Genomic DNA, 20,637 nt, shown 5'->3' with positions numbered 1-20,637 from the left:
GCAAGCCGGGCCGTCCTCACACCGTTCTGACAAAGTTGCGGACTCATTCAATGCCAGTGTTATAATTCGCACCAGAGTGTGCTGGCCGGCGCCTCAGCCGGAGTCAATATCCAACCCGTCCCGACGGAGTTCTAATGGAAACAACAGCCGTGGCCGCAGCCCAGACTCAGTGGATCGGCGGGCGTTCGGTCCCCTCCCATGGGACCGAATCTCTGTCCATCCACGACCCCTCCAATTTGGATCATATCGTAGACGTGCCGCGCGGTGATCCAGCGGATGCGGCTGCTGCGGTAGAGGCAGCCGTGGAGGCAGGCCGGGAATGGGGGGCTCTTTCCCCGCCTGCGCGCGCGGTCCAGCTTCGGGCGGCCGCGCGCAAGATGCAGGCCTGCCGGGATGAAGTGGCGCCTCTGCTGACTCGAGAAAACGGTAAGCCCCTGGCCGAGGCCTACTCCGAGCTTGACGCTTGCGTGGGCCTGACCAACCAAGTGGCGGAGATTGGAATCTACCTGGACTCGCGCCACCTGGGTTCGCAGGCCGGTGATCTGGTCTTTCAGCGCTGGGAGCCACGGGGCGTGGCCGCCTGTATCAGCGTCTGGAACTTTCCCGTGATCGCCTCCGTGGAACTGGCGGTGTGCAACCTGATGGTCGGCAACACGGTGGTGCTGAAAAGTTCAGAGAAGACCCCTCTGGCCACCCGGCTTTTTTTCGAGCGGGTCTTCGATCACCTGCCTCCCGGGGCAGTCAATCACCTGAATGGCGATGGTCCAACCATGGGAGAGCCGATCGTCCGCCACCCGGACGTGGACATCGTCTGCTTTATCGGAAGCCTCCAGGTAGGCCGCCACATCGGCCGGATCGCCGGAGAGCGGGTGCTGAAAGTCATTCTGGAACTCGGGGGCAACGATGCCTTTATTGTCGATGATACGGTGGATCCGCGTGCAGTGGCGCGGCTGGCCGCACGTTGCGCCTTTGCCAACGCCGGACAGATCTGCACTTCGACGGAAAGGATCTACGTGCAGTCTCGCGTGCGGGACGCCTTCGTCGAAAACCTGGTCAACGCGGCCAGGTCTCTCAAAGTAGGACCAGGATTGGATCCCTCGACCGAGATGGGCCCGATGATCGACGAGACTCAGCTCTCAAGGGTCCGCCAGCACGTCGACAGCGCGGTCCAGGTGGGGGCCGAGGTGCTGGCGGGGGGCGGCAGGCTCGATCGGCCCGGTTTCTTTTATCCCCCCACGGTGCTGGCCAACGTGACGGAAGATATGGCCCTGATGTATGAGGAAACGTTTGGTCCGGTGGCCCCGGTGGTGAAGGTGGATTCTTTCGAGGAAGCCATCGAGCGGGCCAATGCAACCGAGTACGGGCTCTCGGCCATCGTCTGCACGGAAAGCGCGGCGCGAGCGATGGCTGCCATCGAGAAACTGAAGGCCGGCATGATCAAGATCAACACCGAGCGCGGCCAGGCCCCGGGCGCCCCCGCCGAACCCTTCAAAGGGAGCGGATTGGGCATCGGCCACGGGATCGAGTTTTTGCGCGAGCTGACCGTTCGGAAGTCTGTGCACTGGCGCGCCAAAATCGATTCCTGAAGGCGTGGCAGAGCGGAACCGTCGGGTTTGGGGCGAGATTGCGTACACAGTATCTGTAGCAGGCGTCTCTACTCTGCCGTCTCCACGATCACGTCTATTGCCTTGATCCGGGGAGTGCGCGGCGGCCAGCGAAGGCGTCACTTTCCTCCAAACAGGTGAAGGAAACATGCGGAATCGGCGAACGTTTCTGAAACAAATGACTGCCGCAACCTGGGTCTCGTCGGTTTCTGCCCACGGCGGCGCCCCTGCCGTTCTGGGATCCAATCCGGCTGTCGAAAGAGCGAAGGCAAGACGGCGAAAGCGTCCCGTTCTCTGGAACAACGACGGCAGTGACATGCTGCAGCCCGCCTACGCTGGCGGCAAGTGGCCGATTCCCCTGGAATCACCCGGCCAATTCCTGGCGAACACGCTTAGCTATGTGAAGGGAACCGACGTAGCCAGCATCTTCTACTGCGCCCATGTCAACGAGCCCGACTGGGAGTTCCCATCAGGACACATCGAAGTCCTGGGTCCGAATCCGGTCAGGCACGTCGTCGACTTCGCGCACCAGAATGGAATGGAGTTTTTTTACTCCATTCGAATGAATGACATCCACGCCTCCCTGTTCCCTCCAAAAGCCTCCTACTGGCCCCCATTCAGGCTCAAACATCCTGAACTGCTGTTGGGTTACATTTCGAGGCAACATTGGGAGAAGAAAACCCTGCCCTGGATTCAACGCTACAGTGAAATCGAGAAGAAACAGCACCTCTATGACCCCCAAGAGATCGTCGAGTTGCGCCGTCAGGCGGAGGAAGATCATCCGCTGGCAGACGTCATCGAACGAAACGGAATGGCTTCTCGCGACGCCCGTTTTTGGGCGGGCTACAACTATGCGCTCCCCGAGGTCCGGGCTCGATACCTGGAGGTGGTGGAAGGAGCCTGCCGCCGCTCCGACCTGGATGGGGTGGAACTCGACTGGTGCCGGCACAGCATGTTCTTCAAGCTCGGGGAGCAGCGCCGAAACACGCCCGTCATGAACGACTTCGTTCATCAGGTCCGTCAAACACTGGACCACTACGGGGAAAGGCGGGGACGTCCGATACTCCTCGCTGTCCGCCCACCGGACAGCATCGAGCTGAGCCTGTCAGCCGGACTGGACCCGGAGGCATGGGCCCGCAACCTCTGGGTGGATCTCATCATTGGTGGTTCCGGACTGATGCCCTTTTCCATCCCTATCCAAGAGTGGGTCCGACTCGGGCATCGATACGATATCCCGGTCTACGGCTGTCTCGACCGTCTGGTGCACCCTTTTCGCACCGGTCGGCCCAAGTTTGATCATCGAGATCCCGAGATGGAAGAAGATGTCGCCTCTGACTACACCGCGGTCCATGCAGCCTCCCATCGGTTTTGGGAAGAGGGAGTAGACGGAATCTACCTCTTTGATTGGCACACCCATCACGGCCCCACCGATCCGAAAGACTACGGTACGGTGCCTCGGGTAGGGGATCCAAAGGCCCTGGCAGGCAAGAACAAGCTCTATGCCATCGACCCGGACCGGCCTTCCAGGACGCGGAACATACCCGGCCAGTTGCCCCGCGTGTTTACCACCCGGTCGGGGTCCAGTAGCGTGCGGTTCGCCGTGACCATCGCTGATGAGCCCGATGCCGTGTCGGCAGCGACGGTGCTGACCCAATGGAAAGACGCAACCGACGGGGAACGGGCCACCTGGAAACTCAACGGCCAGCCGGTCTCCAATCCGCAACCGGCTTCACCGAAAGGGTACATTTCCCCGGAAACCAGCCGGCAGTACACGGAAGCTGGCTACGGCCTGGGTTTTCAAGAAGAAGCTGGCTGGCTGAGCTACAAGGTGGATCCGGGTACGCTGAGAAATGGGAACAATACCTTGGAGCTGACGGTCCATCCTCGACAGGGACGGAAGCCCTCCGTGCCCGTTGAGTTGCTGCAGGTCCGTGTCTCGCTTGTCTCAGGCGCCTGACAGCTAGGCCATAGGCTCACCTCGGGCTGCCGCTGCGAGAAACGCGCGGATCTGTCCGGTTGAGACCGAAGTGTCGATGTTTTGGCACTCGATCCTCGAGGGCGGCGTGTCCGGGTGGGTGAAGTACCAGGGCGGGCCCTTGCGCCAAAGCCGGACGGAGCGGTAATAGGGCGCTACGATTCTCTCGACTTCTTCGTTCCAATCGCCGCTGGGGTAGGCGAAGTGGACCGGTTCAATGCCCAGTCGTCGTCGCAGGATCTGATTCGATTCCTCGATCTCGCGCCTCACTTCCTCCTTGCCTTGCTCCGCCAACACCCGGGTCAGCCGCGGATGGGTAAGCGTATGAGCCCCCACTTCCCAGCCGCAGTCCAGCAGATCATGCACCTGCTCCCAGCTCATCAGCGTATGGTCCTCCGAGCTCACGTGGCCCTCGGTCCGGGTGCGAAGATTCCATCTCTGCGGGACGCCGGATCGTGCTGAGATCTGCTCCGTGGCGCCGCCAATGATATAGACGAGCGCCTTCGCTCCGAACTCGTCAAGTACGGCTCTGGCGGTCTCCCAAGTATCCAGCCACCCGTTATCAAAGTGGATTGCTACCGTCTGTTGCGGAATCTGGGTTTTGTCGATCAGCCAGTCGATAATCTCTGATGTAGAGCGAATCTGCCACCCCGTCCCGGTCAGCAATTCGAGATGGCTCCGGAACCCGCTGGCGGCCATGTGGCCGAGCAGACCCTTCCTGGAGGCGCGCTGCAATGCCGGGTGCCCGTCGGGATGAACGTGGTGATAGGTCAAGATGGGAACGGATCGGGGGTTCATTTCTGAGTTCTCAGAAGGTGGCTACCCGGCCCAAGGAGAGCCACGTGGCAAAGGCCTTGAGACGGTTGACCTTTCGCCAGAAATCGCACCTGTAGTGCGAACTCTACTTCACCTTCAAGCCGGAAGCCAGCGAGATCATGCTCAGCGAGCTGGATCTCCGAGCGTAAGGTTCCAATCGGCATGGTTGAGGCAGGACCGAACGTCCTTGTGCCTGATCCACTACCTGGGTGCCGACACCGAAGGCCTTGACTTCTCAGCAGTTCCGTCCGGCTGCCGGGTCTGCAACGTTTAGGGCCACGAATCTGCCATCGCCGAGAACCTTTGCCGGCTGGTCGAGGACAGGACGCTGGAGAATGTCGCTTGGCCATAGCCCTGTTCCCGGTTGGATTTCTACCGTAAGATTTATCCTTGGACCTCTCGACCGGGAGGAAATCATGATCGACCAGTGCAGTCACAGTCCAATGCACGCGAAGAGGATCGTGCTGTTCCTTGCGCCCTGGCTGTGGGTTTCCGGCATTGCACCGCAGCCCCACCTTCTTGCCACCGGCGAAATGACGAAAGTGAGGTTGCAGCGCCTGACCGTTCGTCTGGGACAGCCGATCGAGGTGACCCAAACCACCGGTCGTGCCTGGTTTCCAACTCTGGCCAAATTTCCTTCCGGCGAATTGATGGTGACCTACTCGCTGGTGGCCGACACCAACGAAAACCCGACTTACCTCAGAGGCTTCCAGATCTCCAGGGACGGGGGTAGGAGCTGGGGACATCGCAACGACCTGATCCCCGACCATCAACCTTGGATCTACGTCCCACGGGACGACGGTTCCCTATTGGCCATACCTTCCCACTTCTACCAGGCGGATCCGGAGGATCCGCACAACCTGCATTCGACCTACTCTCGCTTTGAGCAGGGAGGGGATCGGTTGGTCATGGAACCGGCTGGAACTCAAGTGGTGGACTGGCCCTGGCCGGTGGGTACGTTTCCGAGCCAGATGCCTCGAACCAATTGGATTGCCCGACTGAAGTTTTGCGGCGATGCTCTTCAGATGGGCGATCGTCTCCTGGCCACCGGGTACATGAGGACAGGCGGAAACCTGGAGCCTCGAAAGGAAGAGAAGGTGATCAGCCTGCTCTTTGTTTCTGAAGATAAGGGACGGACATGGCGCTACTTCTCAACCGTGGCTGATCCTTTTGTGATGATTGCTGCCGCCAGGCGGCGGGATCCTGAAGACCCGCGTTTCCAGGGTCGACCCTGGCCTCAGGAACTCCTGGAGGCCAGTGAGACATCGATGATCCAGTTGGCCGATGGAGACCTCATGGCGGTGTTTCGAGTCGGCAGTTTCTTGGACCTGGGCCGGGCCTACAGCAGCGATGGAGGCCGTTCCTGGACCCAGGCGGAGCCCATCCCCCCCTTCAGCGTGGAGCCGAGTATGGTTCGCACCCAGAATGACACCATCGTGCTCTCCAGTGGCCGCCCCGGTCTACGTGTCTGGTTCTCAACCGACGCCCGTGCTCAGACTTGGCAGGACATCGACATCCTCAAACATCACAACCGCTGGGCTCCAGACGCCGGCTACAGCATTTCTCCGCGGGGCCAAAGGGGCGGAAGGAGTCGGACCACGTCTTACACGGAGATCGTGGAGATTTCGGCCAACCGGCTGCTGCTCGTATACGACCGGGGGGCGAAACCATCGGCGTCGCACCCGCACGAACTCACGCGCATCTTCGTGCTGCCCATCGAGGTGCGCAGCGAAGGAGATTGATGATCCCTATAAAAAACCCTCTCGACCGGGAGGAAATCATGATCGACCAGTGCGATCACAGGCCAGGGCACGGGAAGAGGATCGTGTTTCTCCTCGGGGCTTGGCTGTGGGCTTCCGGTTTTGCACCGCAACTCCACCTTCTTGCCACCGGTGAAATGACGACGGTGAGGTTGCAACGCCTGACCGTTCGTCTGGGACAGCCCATCCAGGTGACCCAAACCATCGGTCATGCCTGGTTTCCAACTCTGGCCAAATTTCCTTCCGGCGAATTGATGGTGACCTATGCCGTATCAGCCGATTCCAATGCGAATCCCTATTCGGTTCGCGGTTTTCAGACCTCCAGAAATGGCGGCCGCAGCTGGGGACACCGCTATGACCTCATCCCCGACCTTCAACCATCCATTTTCGTACCTCAGGCAGATGGATCTCTACTGGCCATCCTGGCCCATCTCTACCAACCCGATCGGGAGGAAAGACACAACCTTCACACCAGCTACACTCTTTTCGAGCGCGGCGGGAGCCGCGTTGTTGTGGAACCGGGCGGTGTGCGGGTAGCGGACTGGCCTTGGCCGGTGGGCACGTTTCCGAGCCAGATCCCTCGAACCAACTGGATTGCCCGACTGAAGTTCTGCGGCGATGCTCTTCAGATGGGCGATCGTCTCCTGGCCAACGGATACATGAGGACCGGGGGGAACCTGGAGCCTCGAAAAGAAGAGAAGGTGATCAGCCTGCTCTTTGTTTCTGAAAATAAGGGACGGACATGGCGCTACTTCTCAACCGTGGCTGATCCTTTTGTGATGACTGCTGACGCCAGGAGGCGGGATCCTGAAGACCCGCGTTTCCAGGGTCGACCCTGGCCTCGGGAACTTCTGGAGGCCAGTGAGACATCGATGATCCAGTTGGCCGATGGTGACCTCATGGCGGTGTTTCGAGTCGGCAGTTTCTTGGACCTGGGCCGGGCCTACAGCAGCGATGGAGGCCGGTCCTGGACCCGGGCGGAGCCCATCCCCCCCTTCAGCGTGGAGCCGAGTATGGTCCGAACCCAGAACGACACGATCGTGCTCTCCAGCGGCCGCCCCGGTATACGCGTATGGTTCTCCACCGACGCCCGTGCGCAGACCTGGCAGGACATCGACATCCTCGAACATCACAACCGCTGGGCGCCGGACGCCGGCTATCTCATTTCCCAGCAGGGCCAAAGAGGCGGAAGGGGTCAGACCACCTCCTACACGGAGATCGTGGAGATCTCGGCCAACCGGCTGCTGCTGGTGTACGACCGCGCTCCCTTCGGCTGGGGTGCGACGCCCGTCGATTCGGGTGAACGGAGCCGCATTTTCGTCTTGCCGATAGAGTTGCAACGCGATTAATCGGGGATCCCGCCGTGGTCCCTGATCATTCCTGCGGCACAGTCTCCTGGATTTCAGTCAGGGTCAGCTTCCACACATCGTTATAGAGGGCGAAGGAGTGATAGTAACCGCCCGCCAGCCACAGGGTGTCTTGGTAAACCCAGGACTGAGAGGAGTGCCGAGGGGTAAAGATCGTCTTCGAGATGAAGGGTTCCCAGTGGACACCGTCTTCCGTATACCAGACATCGTTGTAGTTTTTCGGATCGCCATCCAGACCGTAGTGCCCTCCCACGAGCCACAGTTTGTTGCGATAAACCTGACTGGCCGCCCACCGCCTCGCAGGCCAAGGCGCACTCCTGGTCGCACACGACCAGTTCATACCGTCGGAGGAATACCAGACGTCGTTGTAGACGGCGTCGTCACCCGTTCTCCAGGTGCCTCCTCCCATCACCCACAGCCGATCCTTGAAGACTTGAAAAGTGGGGCTTCCCCGTTCAGGCCAAGGAGCCTGGCTCATGGTCTGGGTCCAGTCGACTCCGTCGGTCGAGGACCAAAGCGTCTTCCCATGGGCGAGGAACCACATCTTGCCCCTGTGGACAACAGCACGGCCCGGTTTGTCGGGTCCCCAGGGAGCCTGGGAAGTCGCCTGGATCCAGTCGACGCCGTTGCTGGAGTGCCAAACGTCAGACTCAAGCGACGTCCCGCCGATGACCCAGATTCTGTCGTTGAAGACCACGCAGCCGAAGACATGGCGCCCCGGCCAACCAGGGTTTGCCGTTGCCAGCGTCCAGTTAATCCCGTCAGGGGAGTGCCAGACATCCTTTTTTCTCCCGGGCCAGCCCCCGAGAAGCCACATTTTCCCGGCGAAAACCACATCGCCACCGTAGTCTCGAGGGGGAAAGGGGGCACGGTTGATCACCTTGGCCCAGAATTCCGGCTCTCGATTCGACTTTCCCGGCGTACTGGTCAGGTTGGTATAGAAAATCCGCTCGTCGCGCCCGTCAGGATGTCTTCCATAGGATTCGTCACTGTCGATTTCGGAAGGGGCCTGAAGCGAGTCTATCAACGTGATTCCGTCGGGGGCGGTGAGAAGAACCGGCCCGGCACCCGATAGCCGAAAGTTCGCGTGCAGCTCTCCGTTGGCTCCGATCTTGTTCTTGGCGGAGGCCCAGATCACCAGAAACCCGTGAGGGGAAACATCGCCAGCCGGGAATCTCCATCTCCTGGGCTGCTGAGGATCATTGGAAAGGTAATAGCCGGTCAGTTCGATCGCGTTGTCTCCGCTGTTGTAGAGTTCGATCCAGCCTTGGAAATCGCCATCTTCATCCATCGCCCCGTTGGCAAATGCACTGGCGGTCATGATTTCATTCACGAAAAGGACGCCCTTGTCTCCCGGCTCTCCCCAGACCAGACATACGGCGTAAAGGATTGCCACACAAATTGAAAAGGGTTTGAGCATGACTCCCTCTACCGGGCCAAGCGGTCGATGCCGGCGCCGGTCACAAATACTCAACTACTGCGTTTCCTCAAATTGAGTGTTCCGCATCTGCGGCAGAAGCTTCAGGAATAGCCGATCCAGAGGCGGATTTCGAGTAGTTCGACGGGTCTGGCCGGGTCACCAGCGTCAGGAGGCTGGACCACGATCCGCAGCTTGTTTTCTCCTCTTTTCAAGGCCTGGGGGGAGACTTCAAACGCGCTCCAACCAGCTTCCTCCTGGAACCCGAACCCGTAGGATGCTCCATACCCTTTGACAGACAAGGGCCGGGGGTCCGATAAAGGTGTCCCATTCAGTTGCCAACTGGCTCGACTGGGGTCCCCGGGCCGCTTCCACCGGATCTGCAGCGCCGCGCGAGCAACGGAGTCAGGATCGTCCGCAATCCGCAAAGTGAAGCGATCACTGGAAGGACCCGCCTGAGTGGTGAAAGCTTTCGGCAACTGAGGGGGCATGCAACTGTCCCCGATGGCGCCACTGGAGTAATAATTATCGGTATCGATCCGATAGAGCTTGTTCCGGCGCACCAGAGGTCCTGGCTCGCCGACCCGTGGCACCGTACCGTAATCCCGGGGATCGGTGGGGCCGTGATGCGTGTGCCAATTGTACACGTAGATGCCGTCTACGCCTTCGTTCCAAAACCGATGACAAGCCGCATTAACGGAGTCGTAGTGCGATGCGTCGTCTCCTTCGATGTCAGGGTCCCGCATGTCGTATTTCGGGCGGCCGGTGCGAAAGGTGGCATACAAGCGGTCCAGGCATCCGTAGACCGGGACGTGATAACGGTGCCCGAGGTCCACCCACTCGGCCATGGGAACTGAAAACGGCATCAGACCCGTTCCGGCCATCAAAAGATCGACCCAACCTTCACGGACCCACGTCTCCGGATCCAGTCCGATCGACAAACTTGCGTCGATCGTGTCAGGAGTCCTTACCGCCAGCAAAATGGGACGGCCTCTTTTCTGGGCATAGTGGTCCAGACGCTGCCGCACTTGGCGAACGAAGTCGTTCATGATGGGGATGTTGCGGCGTTCCTCGCCCAGCTTGAAATACCCGGTGTGTCTCAGCCAGTCGAGCTCGATGCCCTCCAGATCGTAACGTCGGCAAGCGCCTTCGACGACTTCCAGGTAACGAGATCGCACGGGAGGTAGCGCCCAGTCATAACCTGCCCAGAACCACAGGTCACGCGAGGCCACTCCGTTGCGCTGGAACACCTCCGCGAGCGGATGTTCTTGCTCTGCCAGGCGGCGCAATTCCACTTCCTTTTGTGGATCGTAGAGCTTCCTTTCCCAACGTTCTTTTTCAATGGCCATGAATCGCTCGACCCAGGGCGTGACTTTCTGCTCCCAGTGTTCGCGGGAGATATAACCCATCAGAAGTTCCGGATGCTGGAGCCGAAAGGGCGGCCAGTAGGAGGGTTTGGCCGGATAGCGGCCCGCATGGACGTCATTCATACGGATGGCGTAGAAAAACTCCATTCCGTTGCGGTGGGCAAAATCCACCACGTGCTTGACCGGGTTCGCCCCCAAGACCTTAATGTACTTGGTGGGAATCTCCCAGTCCGGTTCATTCACGTGGGCACAATAAAATATGCTGTCGACCTGAGTGCCTTCGACGCACTTGAGCGTACCCTCGAGAAAAGCCTTCACGGATTTCATCGGAATCGGCCATTTTCCGCCGGCGTATGCCGGCTGCAACATGTCGCTGCCGTCGTTGTTCCAGACAATCCGTCGCCGTCGCCCCTTGACTGGTTTCAATTTGGTTGGGGTTCGTCCAGTTCCGTGCAGGCTTTGGCCAAGAGAGGCGGGGACCATGCCGGCGAGAGCGCCTGCCCTTCCCAGGAATATTCGTCGGTTGTGCATCGTTCTACTCCGGGTCAAAAAAGCACGGAATTCTCAATCTGTCATGACGTTGCCGACTACGCCGCATTGCTCTCGACTGCCCGGGACGAAAAGATAGCGGTTCTTGATTCCGTCGCTGACAACGATTCCCAAGCCCGCTTCTTGAGGAGGAGTGCGTAGCCATCCTCCATGGCATACGAACCGCTGCCATGGCATTAGAACCGCTACGCGTCCACTTCCGCCAGCCCGGCAAACGCCGTTGCTTTCCAGGCTAGGCAACGAGCGCCTCGCCGTTGAGGTAGCGACTTGCCACCGACTCATTTATAACTTATAAAGTACCAGCGAGGAAGGAGATAATCAATCGCGAATCCCGGAAGGCTGGGTGTTTCGACGTGATCCCCGGCCAGCCGAATATCACCAACATAATTGAGTGGTAAGGGGAAGTGGCATGGACCAATTGCATGACTACAGCTTCTGGTCGAAGCGGACGTTACTGCTGTGGGTACTAGTGTCTATTTCTAGCTGCGACCAAACCCAGCGAATTCATGCTTCAGGCACGTTCGCAGCGGAAGTACTGAGCGAGGTGAAGTTAGAAGGGCTGCAGGTGCGCTTGGGCCGACCCATCCAGATAACCGCCCAGAGGGCGTGGCGGAGCGGTTCGGATGGGCCCTGGGCTTTCATTCACCCTCTTCCCACCATTGCAAAATTCCCTACGGGTGAACTTATGGTGACCTATTCGCTGGTGGGGGATACGAACGAAGAGCCGGTTTACCTCAGGGCCTTCCAGATCTCCAAGGATGGGGGCAAGACCTGGGGACATCGCTACGACCTGATTCCCGATCATCAGCCTTGGATCTATTTTCCCCAAATTGAGGGCTCTCTGCTGGCTATACCTTCCCATTTCTATCAGTCGGACCCCGAGGACAGACACAACCTCCATGCTCCATACTGCCGCTTTGAACAAGGAGGAGATCGACTCATCTTTGAACCGGGTGGAACGAAAATCGTGGACCTGCCCTGGGCCGTGGATATGTTTCCCAGCCCCATTCCACGAACGAACTGGATTGCGCGGACCAAACTGGACGGCAACGCTTTTGAACGGGAAGGGAAGCTTTTCGTCACCGGATACCTCAGCACAAATTCGTATCCGGAGGAATTGATGAGCAGCCTGCTTTTTGTCTCCGAAGACCGGGGACGGACCTGGCGCTACTTTTCTACGATCTCCGATCCTGCCGTCATGCCCGAGTCGCCCAAGAGGGGGGCCAATGGTCCCAGCGAAACGGCCCTCATCCAGCTTGAGGATGGAGATCTGATGGCCGTTTTTCGCGTGGGCAGCGGCCTCCCCTGGTACCTGCACCGAACCTACAGCAGTGATGGGGGCCGCAGCTGGACGAAAGCGGAACCCATCCCTGCCTACAGCGTGGAACCCAGCATGCAGCGCGTCGCCAATGGAACGATCGTCATCTCCACCGGCCGGCCCGGTATCTGGCTTTGGCTTTCCACCGATCGCCGAGGTGAAAGCTGGCAGAGCATCGATATCGCAGAGCACCACAACGGATGGGCGCCTGACGCCACCTATCGCATCGGCTCTTACGCGTACGACGCATCCACTCCTGGTCGTGAGGGACGCACTCAGACCTCGGCCTATACCGAGATGGTGGAAGTCTCCCCGAATCGGCTGCTTCTCGTTTATGACCGCGGGGCAAAACCAAAACCGGCCCACGCGGGCGATCTCACCCGCATCTTTGTTCTGCCCATCGAGGTACAGCGGAAATGACTCACCCTTCCCGTCGCGAAAGGAGGCATGATCATGAGTCGAATCACCCGTCGAGGTTTTGTGGGGACTGCCGCTGGCGCGACGCTGGCCGGCCACAGGGCGTTCGCCTCTGGTCCGGCTTCCGCCCCTATTGAACAGGAACCCTCCGGGCGTCCACCAGGCACCAAGGTGAATGTGGCCGTCTGCACACCGCCGCTTGGTACGCCGCGGCGCAGCCTGGGATACTTCGCCAACGCCCCGCAGGTGATCCTGACCCCGAAACAGATCGTTCTGTCCTATGGCATGGCAGAGATCGACAAGCTCCAGAATCTGCAGACTCACCACCACTATCATTCCGTGTCCGTTCATCACTGGTCGATCTCGGACGACGGAGGCCATAACTGGGTGACGACCGACCGCCCTCCCTGGGTCGGCAAGATAATCGATGCGTCCTATGGCGAGCCTCTCCACGACGGCGGCATGGTTACCATCACCTTCATGAGATCCCACGTGCTCTCCTATGCCCTGATCCAAAAGGGGCAGGTGGGCTGGATGCCGTACTCGAACGGTTTGCCTTCGGTGCAAGCCGTACCCCTGACGGATGTGGGGCCCTATCCAAACTTTAAGTTCCACACCATGGACCGGACCAGCGACGGCGCTCTGCTGGCTGCCGGGTCCGCGTACAGCCAGTCCTACGGTGGAGCTGGAATGCGAGGGACCTCCGTTTTCCTGCGCAGTGAAGACGAGGGTCGATCCTGGCGCTATTTTTCACATATTCCCAACCCCCACCCTTTCTGGTGGGGAGAGCCCGGTATCCTGGCCGGCCCCAACGGGAAGGTGTTGGCCCTGTTGCGCGTCGACCGGCCTCGCGCGGTCACGAAGCCGGAATCGCGTCATGATCGGTATGCCCGGTGGGATTATCTCTACCAGGCGGAATCACATGACAACGGCTTGACCTGGAGCCGTCCTGTCAGGACGCTCGTGTGGGGTCATCCCGCCTACCTGAAGCGTTTGCAAAGCGGAGCGTTGCTGCTGGTTTATGGCCATCGTCGTCCCCCTTTTTCGGTCAGGGCGATCTTGAGTCGAGATGAAGGCAGAAGCTGGGATCTAAAGACGATGAAGGAACTGCGCGTGTGGGAACCGGGCAATTCCGACATTGGATATCCGCAGGCCACGCAATTGGAGGACGGCACGATCCTGTGTGCCTACTACGGCTACTCCACCGAAAAGGTGGAGGGCCGGGTGAACCCATCTGGGATCTACGTGAGTCTCTTTGACGAAATATGGTTGGAGAAAGGGAACTCGTGATTTCCGAGTGGGCACCTCCTGGGAGACGCAGCCAAGCTGATTTGGCCACCCGGACACAAGCCGCGAGGAGGAGGAGCGCGCTCAACCGGGGGTCTTGGGGGTCACTTCAAAATGGTCCGTGACTTGAACCTCGCCTTCGCCGATCAAATCCGTGACCGTCAAAGCGATCTTGTAGGGGCCTGCCTGCAGCTTGCTCAGAGAGAACGGCTGCAGCAGAACGACGCGCTGAGAAGAGACGAACTGAATGGATTTTCCCTGTTCTTCAATCACCTTCAATACTGGTCGGTCCTCCCGTCGGATTTCATATTCCAGCTTGAGAGAAGGGAGCATCGTCGCTTGATCGAACGCGAAGTTGTAAACCTGAACGTAGTGGTAGAGCTGATCCGAGGGACCAAAGACGTTGTCCAGGCTGGGTCGGATATGCAAGTCGCCCAGAACAAACATTTTTTCCTGATCGGGGACTTCTTCGAGTTGCCTGACGGACTTGGAGAGAAAAACGGAACTCGCTGTCAGGTCGGATTCTGGACGAGGTGGAATCAGACCCAGGCGCCGGACCCCGGTCTTTCCGCTGTTCAGGTCCCTGATCACTAGACCCAGCTTGTATCTGCCCGTCCTTTCCAAGACAAGAATTCTCTGAAAGGCATAGCGGTCGCGGTGCGCTTCCCACCTTGCAACAAGCTCCGTTTCGAACTCACCGGCGATCCGATTGGACAGACTGGTCACGATTCCGTAAATCGCTACCCGGGCTCGACGGTTCATTGTTTCCTGGTCAAACGTGAGTTCCCGGGTTTCAAGCTCGGCACTGAGCAGCACCAAAACCAACTCGTCGTTGAGGCCGAAGTAATCCACTCGGTGAGAAAACGGCAGGTTATCAAAGGTCACGTCGACATCCACGAGGCCCTTCAGGTCACGGTACTTGATGGGTGTCGCACGCTGGATCTGAACATAGGTCTCGTATCGAGCGAAGGGACGATCCCTGATTCTCTGCGACCCGAAGTCGGTGTAGGAGCGAAGATGACGATCGGCTTTGGAAGCCAGCCCCATCTCCTCCTGGAAGGTAAGCCCGGTCCCGGAAACATAGCGTAGGGCATCCTTTTCCTGCGGCCGAAGCGCCAGCCGGTATTCCCCGGTCAGGGTGGGATCGACAAACTCTATGACGACGTCCGTTCCGATCCCCTCAATGTATCGGTATCTCCAAATCTCGAAGGGAAATGTAGAAGTCGTACCACCTCCTTCGAAAAAGGGCCGTTCATAGGTTCCTCCCGCGGGGTGGGATTCGATCTGCGCCGGGGGACCGTGGATGATGTAAACTCGGCCCCGATCCGTAAACCATCCAAGATCTCCGCTGGAGAATCTCTCATTGGCATAGGCGATCCGGCGATAGTGTTCTTCTTTGAACTCGTTAGCGGCCGTAAGAGGATCTGGATCTCTCCGAAACCAGAACTGCTCGATGAACCTCTCCTTCTCCTGCGCTGTGGAAAGGCTCTCGAATACCTCCTTCTCGTCCTCACTGATGATGTAGACGACGTCCTCCTCTAGCCACTTCTCGAAATAGTCGTCGGACTCCTCGTGACGCTGGACTGCTTTCTCCTCAGCAGCAGCTTCTGTCCATGCTGTATTCAGGCTTGAGAGGGGCCCCATGAGGAAAACGACGCAGAGAGAAGGCCGAAAAACGGAAGGAATCACTGCGAGAAGTATAACCCAGAAAAGCGTTCGCGGGGAGACGGCAAGTGAGCGGACTCGCCAGATATCGAACGCCCCCCGCCGCCTCCGGATAACAGAGATCATTCCCTCTGGGATTTGGCGAATGCCGGCCTATGAGTATCCCCGCTGTGTCTGATTGATCGCTGTTTCCGACAAATCAATGGAGCAGACCACAATTTCTAAAGGACTCGGGATCCGGCTTGAACCTATCGATGGAGCCTGGGATCAATATTGTGTTCGGCGTGGTTCCGCTGCAGGTGGTAACTACCAGTTGCTCCAAGAGGTGTCCATGCATTATGAACAATAGGGTCCTGTGAACGGTCGATCCGATGTCGTGATCGATCTAAGAGGTTGCCTCCAGAAGGTACCGTTGCTGTCGCCGGACAGCTGACGAGAGACTCTGTAGGTCGGAAGATTTCCTTTCTGTGGGGGGAATCCCATGTTCGACGAGCAACAAATTGATGGCCCCCATGGTTGGCTTGTTTAGGTGCGGGCGTAATTTCGCTCCGTAAGGCATACGGAATAGATGAAGCAGCATGTGTTGGCTGTAGGCGCGTTCATTCTCGCTCTAGGTTCCTCCGGAGTATTGGGTCTGTCGCAGTCCACCGATTCCTCCATCAAATTTTTGGACGTGACCGCAAACGCCGGGATCAGTTTCATCCACCGAAATTCACCATCGCCCAACAAATACGTCGTCGAAACCATGGGATCGGGCTGCGGCTTTCTGGATTTCGATGCCGATGGCCACTTGGACATTATTCTTGTCAACGGCGGCTGGACTCCTGGGTCTGACCAGAGTCTCTCCTTCGATCACGTCCTGTATCGGAACCACGGAGACGGGACCTTCCAGCGGGTAACTGCTTCAGGAATTGAGGCGAATCAGTTTTATGGAATGGGGGTCGCCGTAGGAGATTACGACAACGATGGCTTTGACGATCTTTTTCTAACCCATTTTGGCGGGCCGGATCTCCTTTATCGCAACCATGGGAACGGAACCTTTGGAAATGTGACACAGGCGGCGGGGGTCGGAGGCGATGGCCGTTGGAGTACCAGTGCCGCGTTCCTTGACTATGACAATGACGGTGACTTGGACATTTATGTGGCCAGCTACCTTGATCATTCGTTTGAGAACTATGAGATCTGCCGTTATGCATCCCTCGTTTCCTACTGCAAATCACCTTACAACGGCGTCTCCGATGTCTTGTACCGAAATGACGGCAAGGGGGCCTTTTCCGACGTCAGTCAAGAGGCCGGCATCGCCCTGCCAAGCGGCAAGGGTTTGGGCGTGGCTCCGGTTGACTACAATCGGGACGGCTTGGTTGACGTTTACGTAGCCAACGATAGTGTTGACAATTTTCTTTTCAAGAACGAGGGCGACGGAACCTTCTCCGAGATAGGATTGTTGTCGGGCACGGCTCGTGGGGAGAATGGCGAACAGCAGGCGGGCATGGGAACCGTGGCCGCCGACTACAACGGTGACGGATTCCTCGACATTGGGGTGACCAATTTCGATCGGGAATATCTGGCGCTATATAGAAACCGCGGGGACGGTTACTTCGAGGACATGAGTTCCCGGACCGGAGTTCAGATTCCCACCCGGCCATATGTAGGGTTCGGCTTGGCCATGGTGGACGTGGACAACGATGCCGACTTGGATCTCTTGGTCGCCAACGGCCACGTCCTGGACAACGCCGAGAAGGTCCGGACCGGAGCAACGTATCGGCAGCCGAAAGTCCTCCTGGAGAACGTGGCCGCTCGTTTCCAGGACGTGACTTCCATACGGGGTAAGGCGTTGAAGGCTCCTCAGGTCAGCCGCGGTCTGGCATGGGCGGACTACGACAATGATGGAGACCTCGATGTACTGGTCAGCAATTGTGGTGGAAGCCCGCAACTGCTTCGCAATGAGGGGGGCAACCGAAATCCCTGGTTACAATTGAGACTGATCGGCAAGCAATCCAACCGAAACGGATTCGGAGCTCTTGTGGAGCTCCAAGCCGGTCCGAAACGCTTGTCAGCTCAGGTCACGTCCTCCGGAAGCTATCTTGCGGCCAGTGACTATCGGGCGCATTTTGGCCTGGGCGAGTATGAGGGCCCTCTCGAAGTAACTGTTTCCTGGCCCAGCGGGGTCCGCGATTCTCTTTACAACGTCCAACCCCGGCAACTGATTTTTCTGGAAGAAGGAAGCACCGCGACCAAACCGGGAACTTTACGCTAACAGACGATGCCACGTCACTACGAAATTGAGCCAATCCCGTATGCGCCGTGTAGCGCTTCTCCCTGGCTCAAGCGTGTCATGGAGTACTCGCTGATGGGCACTCGAGGTTCCAGGCCAAGCACGCTCTGAGCCAAAGCTTCGCCAATCGTCGGGGCCAGCTTGAAGCCGTGGCCGCTGAACCCAACGGCAACGTAAATATCCTCCAGGCCCGGTACCGGGCCCACCAGCGGGTTCCAATCGGGGGTAATATCGTAAGGGCCGGTCCAGGTTGCCGTGCATTCTGCCTTGGCGAAAAACTCAGGCATCCGTTTGGAAATCAAGGCGTCGATGCGGGCGATGTGCGCTTGATCGACATGGTCGGTTAGGGAATCCGGATCGTCAATCGGGTCACCGTGGTCACCCGTGCCGATGAGCACCGTTCCTCCGCTGTCCGATCGAAGATATATTTTGTCAGGCGTCGTCAGGTCTTTCACAATGGGCCAGTCGTATTGGTAGGGTTGATCGCTTTTTAGCGTGATGACTTTGTGCCGGCTAACGACATAAGGAAACTCGACACCGATCATTTGCCCGAGCACCTGGGTCCACGGACCAGCGGCCAGAATTACTATCGAGCATTCGAAGTCGCCGCGGGGAGTCTGGACGGTCTTTACTTCCCCATTAAGGCGGATGCCGGTCACCGGAGTATTGGTCTGTATGGTCACCCCTAGCTCTTGAGCGCGCCGAGCGTAAGACGTCGTGGTCAAGTAGGGATCGCAGTAACCGCCACGTGTGTCGTAGCCGATGACGTCAACATCGTCGAGATAGAGCAGAGGGTGGATCCGCGCGGCTTCATCACGCGAGACTGTCTGGGTGTCGATACCATATTCATTTTGTCTGCGAAACACGGCCTGCATCGGTTCGCCGTATCCCTCTGGGCCAAGGATCAAGTAGCCCGTACGGCGAAAACCGGCATCGCCGCCAACGATCTCGGGGAAATCCTCGAATATCTTCAAGCTTTCGACGGCATGGATGAGGTTTGCCTGGATCGAATAGTGGGTGCGCGAGGCGGCGCAAGATTTCCCCGTGCCTCCCGAGCAAATCGCCTTACGTTCAAGGAGCACCACATTCCTAGCGCCGTTCTTGGCCAGATTGTATGCGACACTGCAACCATACACGCCAGCACCAATGATGATGATATCGGTTGTTCTACTCGTCCCCATGCCGCTTCGTCTCCAAAATATAAATTATATATTCTCCACGATACTGAAACTACGATGCAAGTCGCAACCCCTTAGCGCTCTTACCACACGAGCCAGGACCAATGCGGGAAGTCCGATTCTTGGGCTGGAATCGGGACGCTTTGGTGGGCGTTCCCCGCAAGACCTCAAAACCCAGAGTCAGGCTGAAGGCGCCGCAGTCGAAAAGTCCGTGGTGAGAGTTCCGCGCAGCATCGAGTAGCGCCTTCCTCCTGAAATTCCACTGTTTTCCCTTCTTCGTCTGGAGCATCTCCGGATCCCGTCCATGATCCCGGTTCTTCGTCGACGAAGGCGCGATGATAAGCCACATCTCCATGTTACAGCAGAGCCGGTACGTCCCCGGGAGAAGTTTTTGCTATCGTTGGAATTACTTCTCCATGTTCTGCTAATTCGGAAGGACGGTTCTCAGAAGACAGGAGGCGCGTCAGAGCGGCCGATGACGAAGCGTAGGAATTTGAGTCAACTGGAATCGCGACCGATTTCAGAAGCGTTGCCCCGCCGGACTTGGTTCACCATCCTGTCTGGCTTGGTGATGGCCCCGTGGACTCGATCCCTGCGCGGGCAGCCAATATTGGGGTCCACGACCCTTCGGGCAGTCGAAGGGAGGCTGACTCCCAACGATCTCTTTTTTGTTCGCAGCCATTTCCCGGAGCCGAATCTGTCGTTGCAGAGCTGGAGGCTTCGGGTCGAAGGCCATGTCGCCCGTCCATTTGAGATTCAGATGAGTGATTTGCTCGAGGCCGAGATCACACGGTTGGAGGCGGTTCTGGAGTGTGCTGGGTTCGACCTCGGAGGCGACAACCTTGCCGCCAGCAACGCTCTGTGGGAAGGAGTGATGGTGTCCGACCTGCTGCGTAGAGCGGGTGTTAGGGAAGGGGCCTCTAGGGTCCTGCTCCAAGGAGCTGATTCCGGAAGTCTGGGGCCGTCGCTTCCGAGCTATCCTTTTACCCGGATCGTCCCTCTCAGAAAGTGTATGGCTCCTGAGACCCTGGTGGCATTCAAAATGAACGGCCGATTTCTTCCGTCAGAACACGGATTTCCCGCACGCGCCCTGGTTCCCGGACACTATGCTACCGATTCGGTCAAATGGTTGAGCCGCATTGTGATCCTCAAAGAGGAGGATCGTCCGGACGCCTTCTACTCGAGTGGAATGGACCGGCTTTACCTGAGAGAGGTGGGAACTGCTGAGGGAGGAGTGATCACGTCCCGGGTGTCCAGTCTTCTCATCAAGTCGAGGATCGCCGTTCCAGTCCACGAAAGCCGTTGGCCTCCGGGCCGCCATACGGTGTGGGGATTTGCCTGGTCGGGAGCCAGCGAGGTCGAAGGAGTCGAAGTCAGCTTCGATGGAGGCCGCACTTGGAATCCGACCGAGCTCGAGTCGAAGCCTCTCCCCTTCACGTGGGTGCGGTGGCGCTGTGCATGGGAAGCCGGCAGCGGCCAACACGTGCTCCTCAGCCGGGCATGGGACCGAGCGGGAAATCACCAACCTCTCACCCGAGACCCCAATCGCCGGGACGGCTACGAGCTGAACAGCTGTTTCCCGGTGAAATGTACGGTGGTTTAAATCGATTGAGCTGCGAGCGGTTGAATATGGCTGCAAGAA

General features: G+C 58.4%; 13 protein-coding genes. 8 read left to right on the top strand and 5 right to left on the bottom strand.

The features are described 5' to 3' along the window. Positions 1 to 134: 134 nt before the first annotated feature. Positions 135 to 1,586, top strand: coding sequence for an aldehyde dehydrogenase family protein (locus OXT71_19600; GenBank protein MDE2928594.1), 1,452 nt, complete (start codon positions 135 to 137; stop codon positions 1,584 to 1,586). A gap of 166 nt (positions 1,587 to 1,752) precedes the next feature. After that, a complete protein-coding gene (locus OXT71_19595; GenBank protein MDE2928593.1) occupies positions 1,753 to 3,561 on the top strand; it encodes a hypothetical protein in 1,809 nt (602 codons plus the stop codon). 3 nt (positions 3,562 to 3,564) lie between these two features. Here the strand turns inward: OXT71_19595 and OXT71_19590 are convergent, their stop codons facing one another. Then, complete coding sequence (locus OXT71_19590) at positions 3,565 to 4,377, bottom strand: polysaccharide deacetylase family protein (protein MDE2928592.1); 813 nt, start codon at positions 4,375 to 4,377, stop codon at positions 3,565 to 3,567. Between the two features lie 551 nt (positions 4,378 to 4,928). Between OXT71_19590 and OXT71_19585 the strand changes: the two genes are divergently transcribed. Both OXT71_19585 and OXT71_19580 read left to right on the top strand, forming a co-directional pair. Next, positions 4,929 to 6,137, top strand: a complete 1,209-nt coding sequence (locus tag OXT71_19585) for a sialidase family protein (GenBank protein MDE2928591.1) — start codon at positions 4,929 to 4,931, stop codon at positions 6,135 to 6,137. Beyond that, a complete protein-coding gene (locus tag OXT71_19580) occupies positions 6,137 to 7,504 on the top strand; it encodes a sialidase family protein (protein MDE2928590.1) in 1,368 nt (455 codons plus the stop codon). The genes OXT71_19585 and OXT71_19580 overlap by 1 nt, the downstream gene beginning before the upstream one ends. Positions 7,505 to 7,529: 25 nt before the next feature. Here the strand turns inward: OXT71_19580 and OXT71_19575 are convergent, their stop codons facing one another. Continuing rightward, on the bottom strand, positions 7,530 to 8,942 hold the full coding sequence (locus OXT71_19575; protein MDE2928589.1) for a lamin tail domain-containing protein: 1,413 nt from the start codon (positions 8,940 to 8,942) through the stop codon (positions 7,530 to 7,532). Between the two features lie 101 nt (positions 8,943 to 9,043). Then, complete coding sequence (locus OXT71_19570; protein MDE2928588.1) at positions 9,044 to 10,633, bottom strand: hypothetical protein; 1,590 nt, start codon at positions 10,631 to 10,633, stop codon at positions 9,044 to 9,046. Between the two features lie 631 nt (positions 10,634 to 11,264). On the opposite strand from OXT71_19570, the gene OXT71_19565 reads away from it, so the two are divergent. Together OXT71_19565 and OXT71_19560 are read left to right on the top strand one after the other, a co-directional pair. Beyond that, positions 11,265 to 12,593 (top strand): sialidase family protein, encoded by a 1,329-nt coding sequence (locus OXT71_19565; GenBank protein MDE2928587.1) that lies wholly within the window; start codon positions 11,265 to 11,267, stop codon positions 12,591 to 12,593. A 33-nt stretch (positions 12,594 to 12,626) separates the two neighbouring features. Then, positions 12,627 to 13,880 (top strand): sialidase family protein, encoded by a 1,254-nt coding sequence (locus OXT71_19560; protein ID MDE2928586.1) that lies wholly within the window; start codon positions 12,627 to 12,629, stop codon positions 13,878 to 13,880. Between the two features lie 81 nt (positions 13,881 to 13,961). Here the strand turns inward: OXT71_19560 and OXT71_19555 are convergent, their stop codons facing one another. After that, positions 13,962 to 15,668 (bottom strand): GWxTD domain-containing protein, encoded by a 1,707-nt coding sequence (locus OXT71_19555; protein MDE2928585.1) that lies wholly within the window; start codon positions 15,666 to 15,668, stop codon positions 13,962 to 13,964. Positions 15,669 to 16,170: 502 nt separating this feature from the next. Between OXT71_19555 and OXT71_19550 the strand changes: the two genes are divergently transcribed. Beyond that, entirely contained in the window at positions 16,171 to 17,799 is a 1,629-nt protein-coding gene (locus OXT71_19550; protein MDE2928584.1) for a CRTAC1 family protein, read from the top strand. A gap of 17 nt (positions 17,800 to 17,816) precedes the next feature. Here OXT71_19550 and OXT71_19545 read toward each other — a convergent pair whose 3' ends face one another. Further along, on the bottom strand, positions 17,817 to 18,998 hold the full coding sequence (locus tag OXT71_19545; GenBank protein MDE2928583.1) for an FAD-binding oxidoreductase: 1,182 nt from the start codon (positions 18,996 to 18,998) through the stop codon (positions 17,817 to 17,819). A gap of 568 nt (positions 18,999 to 19,566) precedes the next feature. Between OXT71_19545 and OXT71_19540 the strand changes: the two genes are divergently transcribed. Beyond that, a complete protein-coding gene (locus tag OXT71_19540) occupies positions 19,567 to 20,598 on the top strand; it encodes a molybdopterin-dependent oxidoreductase (protein ID MDE2928582.1) in 1,032 nt (343 codons plus the stop codon). Positions 20,599 to 20,637: the final 39 nt, after the last annotated feature.

It is taken from the genome of Acidobacteriota bacterium, assembly GCA_028874215.1.
GTDB lineage: Bacteria > Acidobacteriota > UBA6911 > RPQK01 > JAJDTT01 > JAJDTT01.
The sequence above is the reverse complement of the archived record's forward strand: the minus strand, read 5'-3'. Positions and strand labels throughout refer to the sequence as shown.

Bases quoted from the DNA above. Each gene is read 5' to 3' on its own strand.
- OXT71_19565 (MDE2928587.1), top strand. From the start codon at position 11,265: ATGGACCAATTGCATGACTACAGCTTCTGGTCGAAGCGGACGTTACTG.
- OXT71_19555 (MDE2928585.1), bottom strand. From the start codon at position 15,668: ATGATCTCTGTTATCCGGAGGCGGCGGGGGGCGTTCGATATCTGGCGA.
- OXT71_19580 (MDE2928590.1), top strand. From the start codon at position 6,137: ATGATCCCTATAAAAAACCCTCTCGACCGGGAGGAAATCATGATCGAC.
- OXT71_19585 (MDE2928591.1), top strand. From the start codon at position 4,929: ATGACGAAAGTGAGGTTGCAGCGCCTGACCGTTCGTCTGGGACAGCCG.
- OXT71_19560 (MDE2928586.1), top strand. From the start codon at position 12,627: ATGAGTCGAATCACCCGTCGAGGTTTTGTGGGGACTGCCGCTGGCGCG.
- OXT71_19575 (MDE2928589.1), bottom strand. From the start codon at position 8,942: ATGCTCAAACCCTTTTCAATTTGTGTGGCAATCCTTTACGCCGTATGT.
- OXT71_19590 (MDE2928592.1), bottom strand. From the start codon at position 4,377: ATGAACCCCCGATCCGTTCCCATCTTGACCTATCACCACGTTCATCCC.
- OXT71_19545 (MDE2928583.1), bottom strand. From the start codon at position 18,998: ATGGGGACGAGTAGAACAACCGATATCATCATCATTGGTGCTGGCGTG.
- OXT71_19595 (MDE2928593.1), top strand. From the start codon at position 1,753: ATGCGGAATCGGCGAACGTTTCTGAAACAAATGACTGCCGCAACCTGG.
- OXT71_19600 (MDE2928594.1), top strand. From the start codon at position 135: ATGGAAACAACAGCCGTGGCCGCAGCCCAGACTCAGTGGATCGGCGGG.
- OXT71_19570 (MDE2928588.1), bottom strand. From the start codon at position 10,633: ATGAAATCCGTGAAGGCTTTTCTCGAGGGTACGCTCAAGTGCGTCGAA.
- OXT71_19540 (MDE2928582.1), top strand. From the start codon at position 19,567: ATGGCCCCGTGGACTCGATCCCTGCGCGGGCAGCCAATATTGGGGTCC.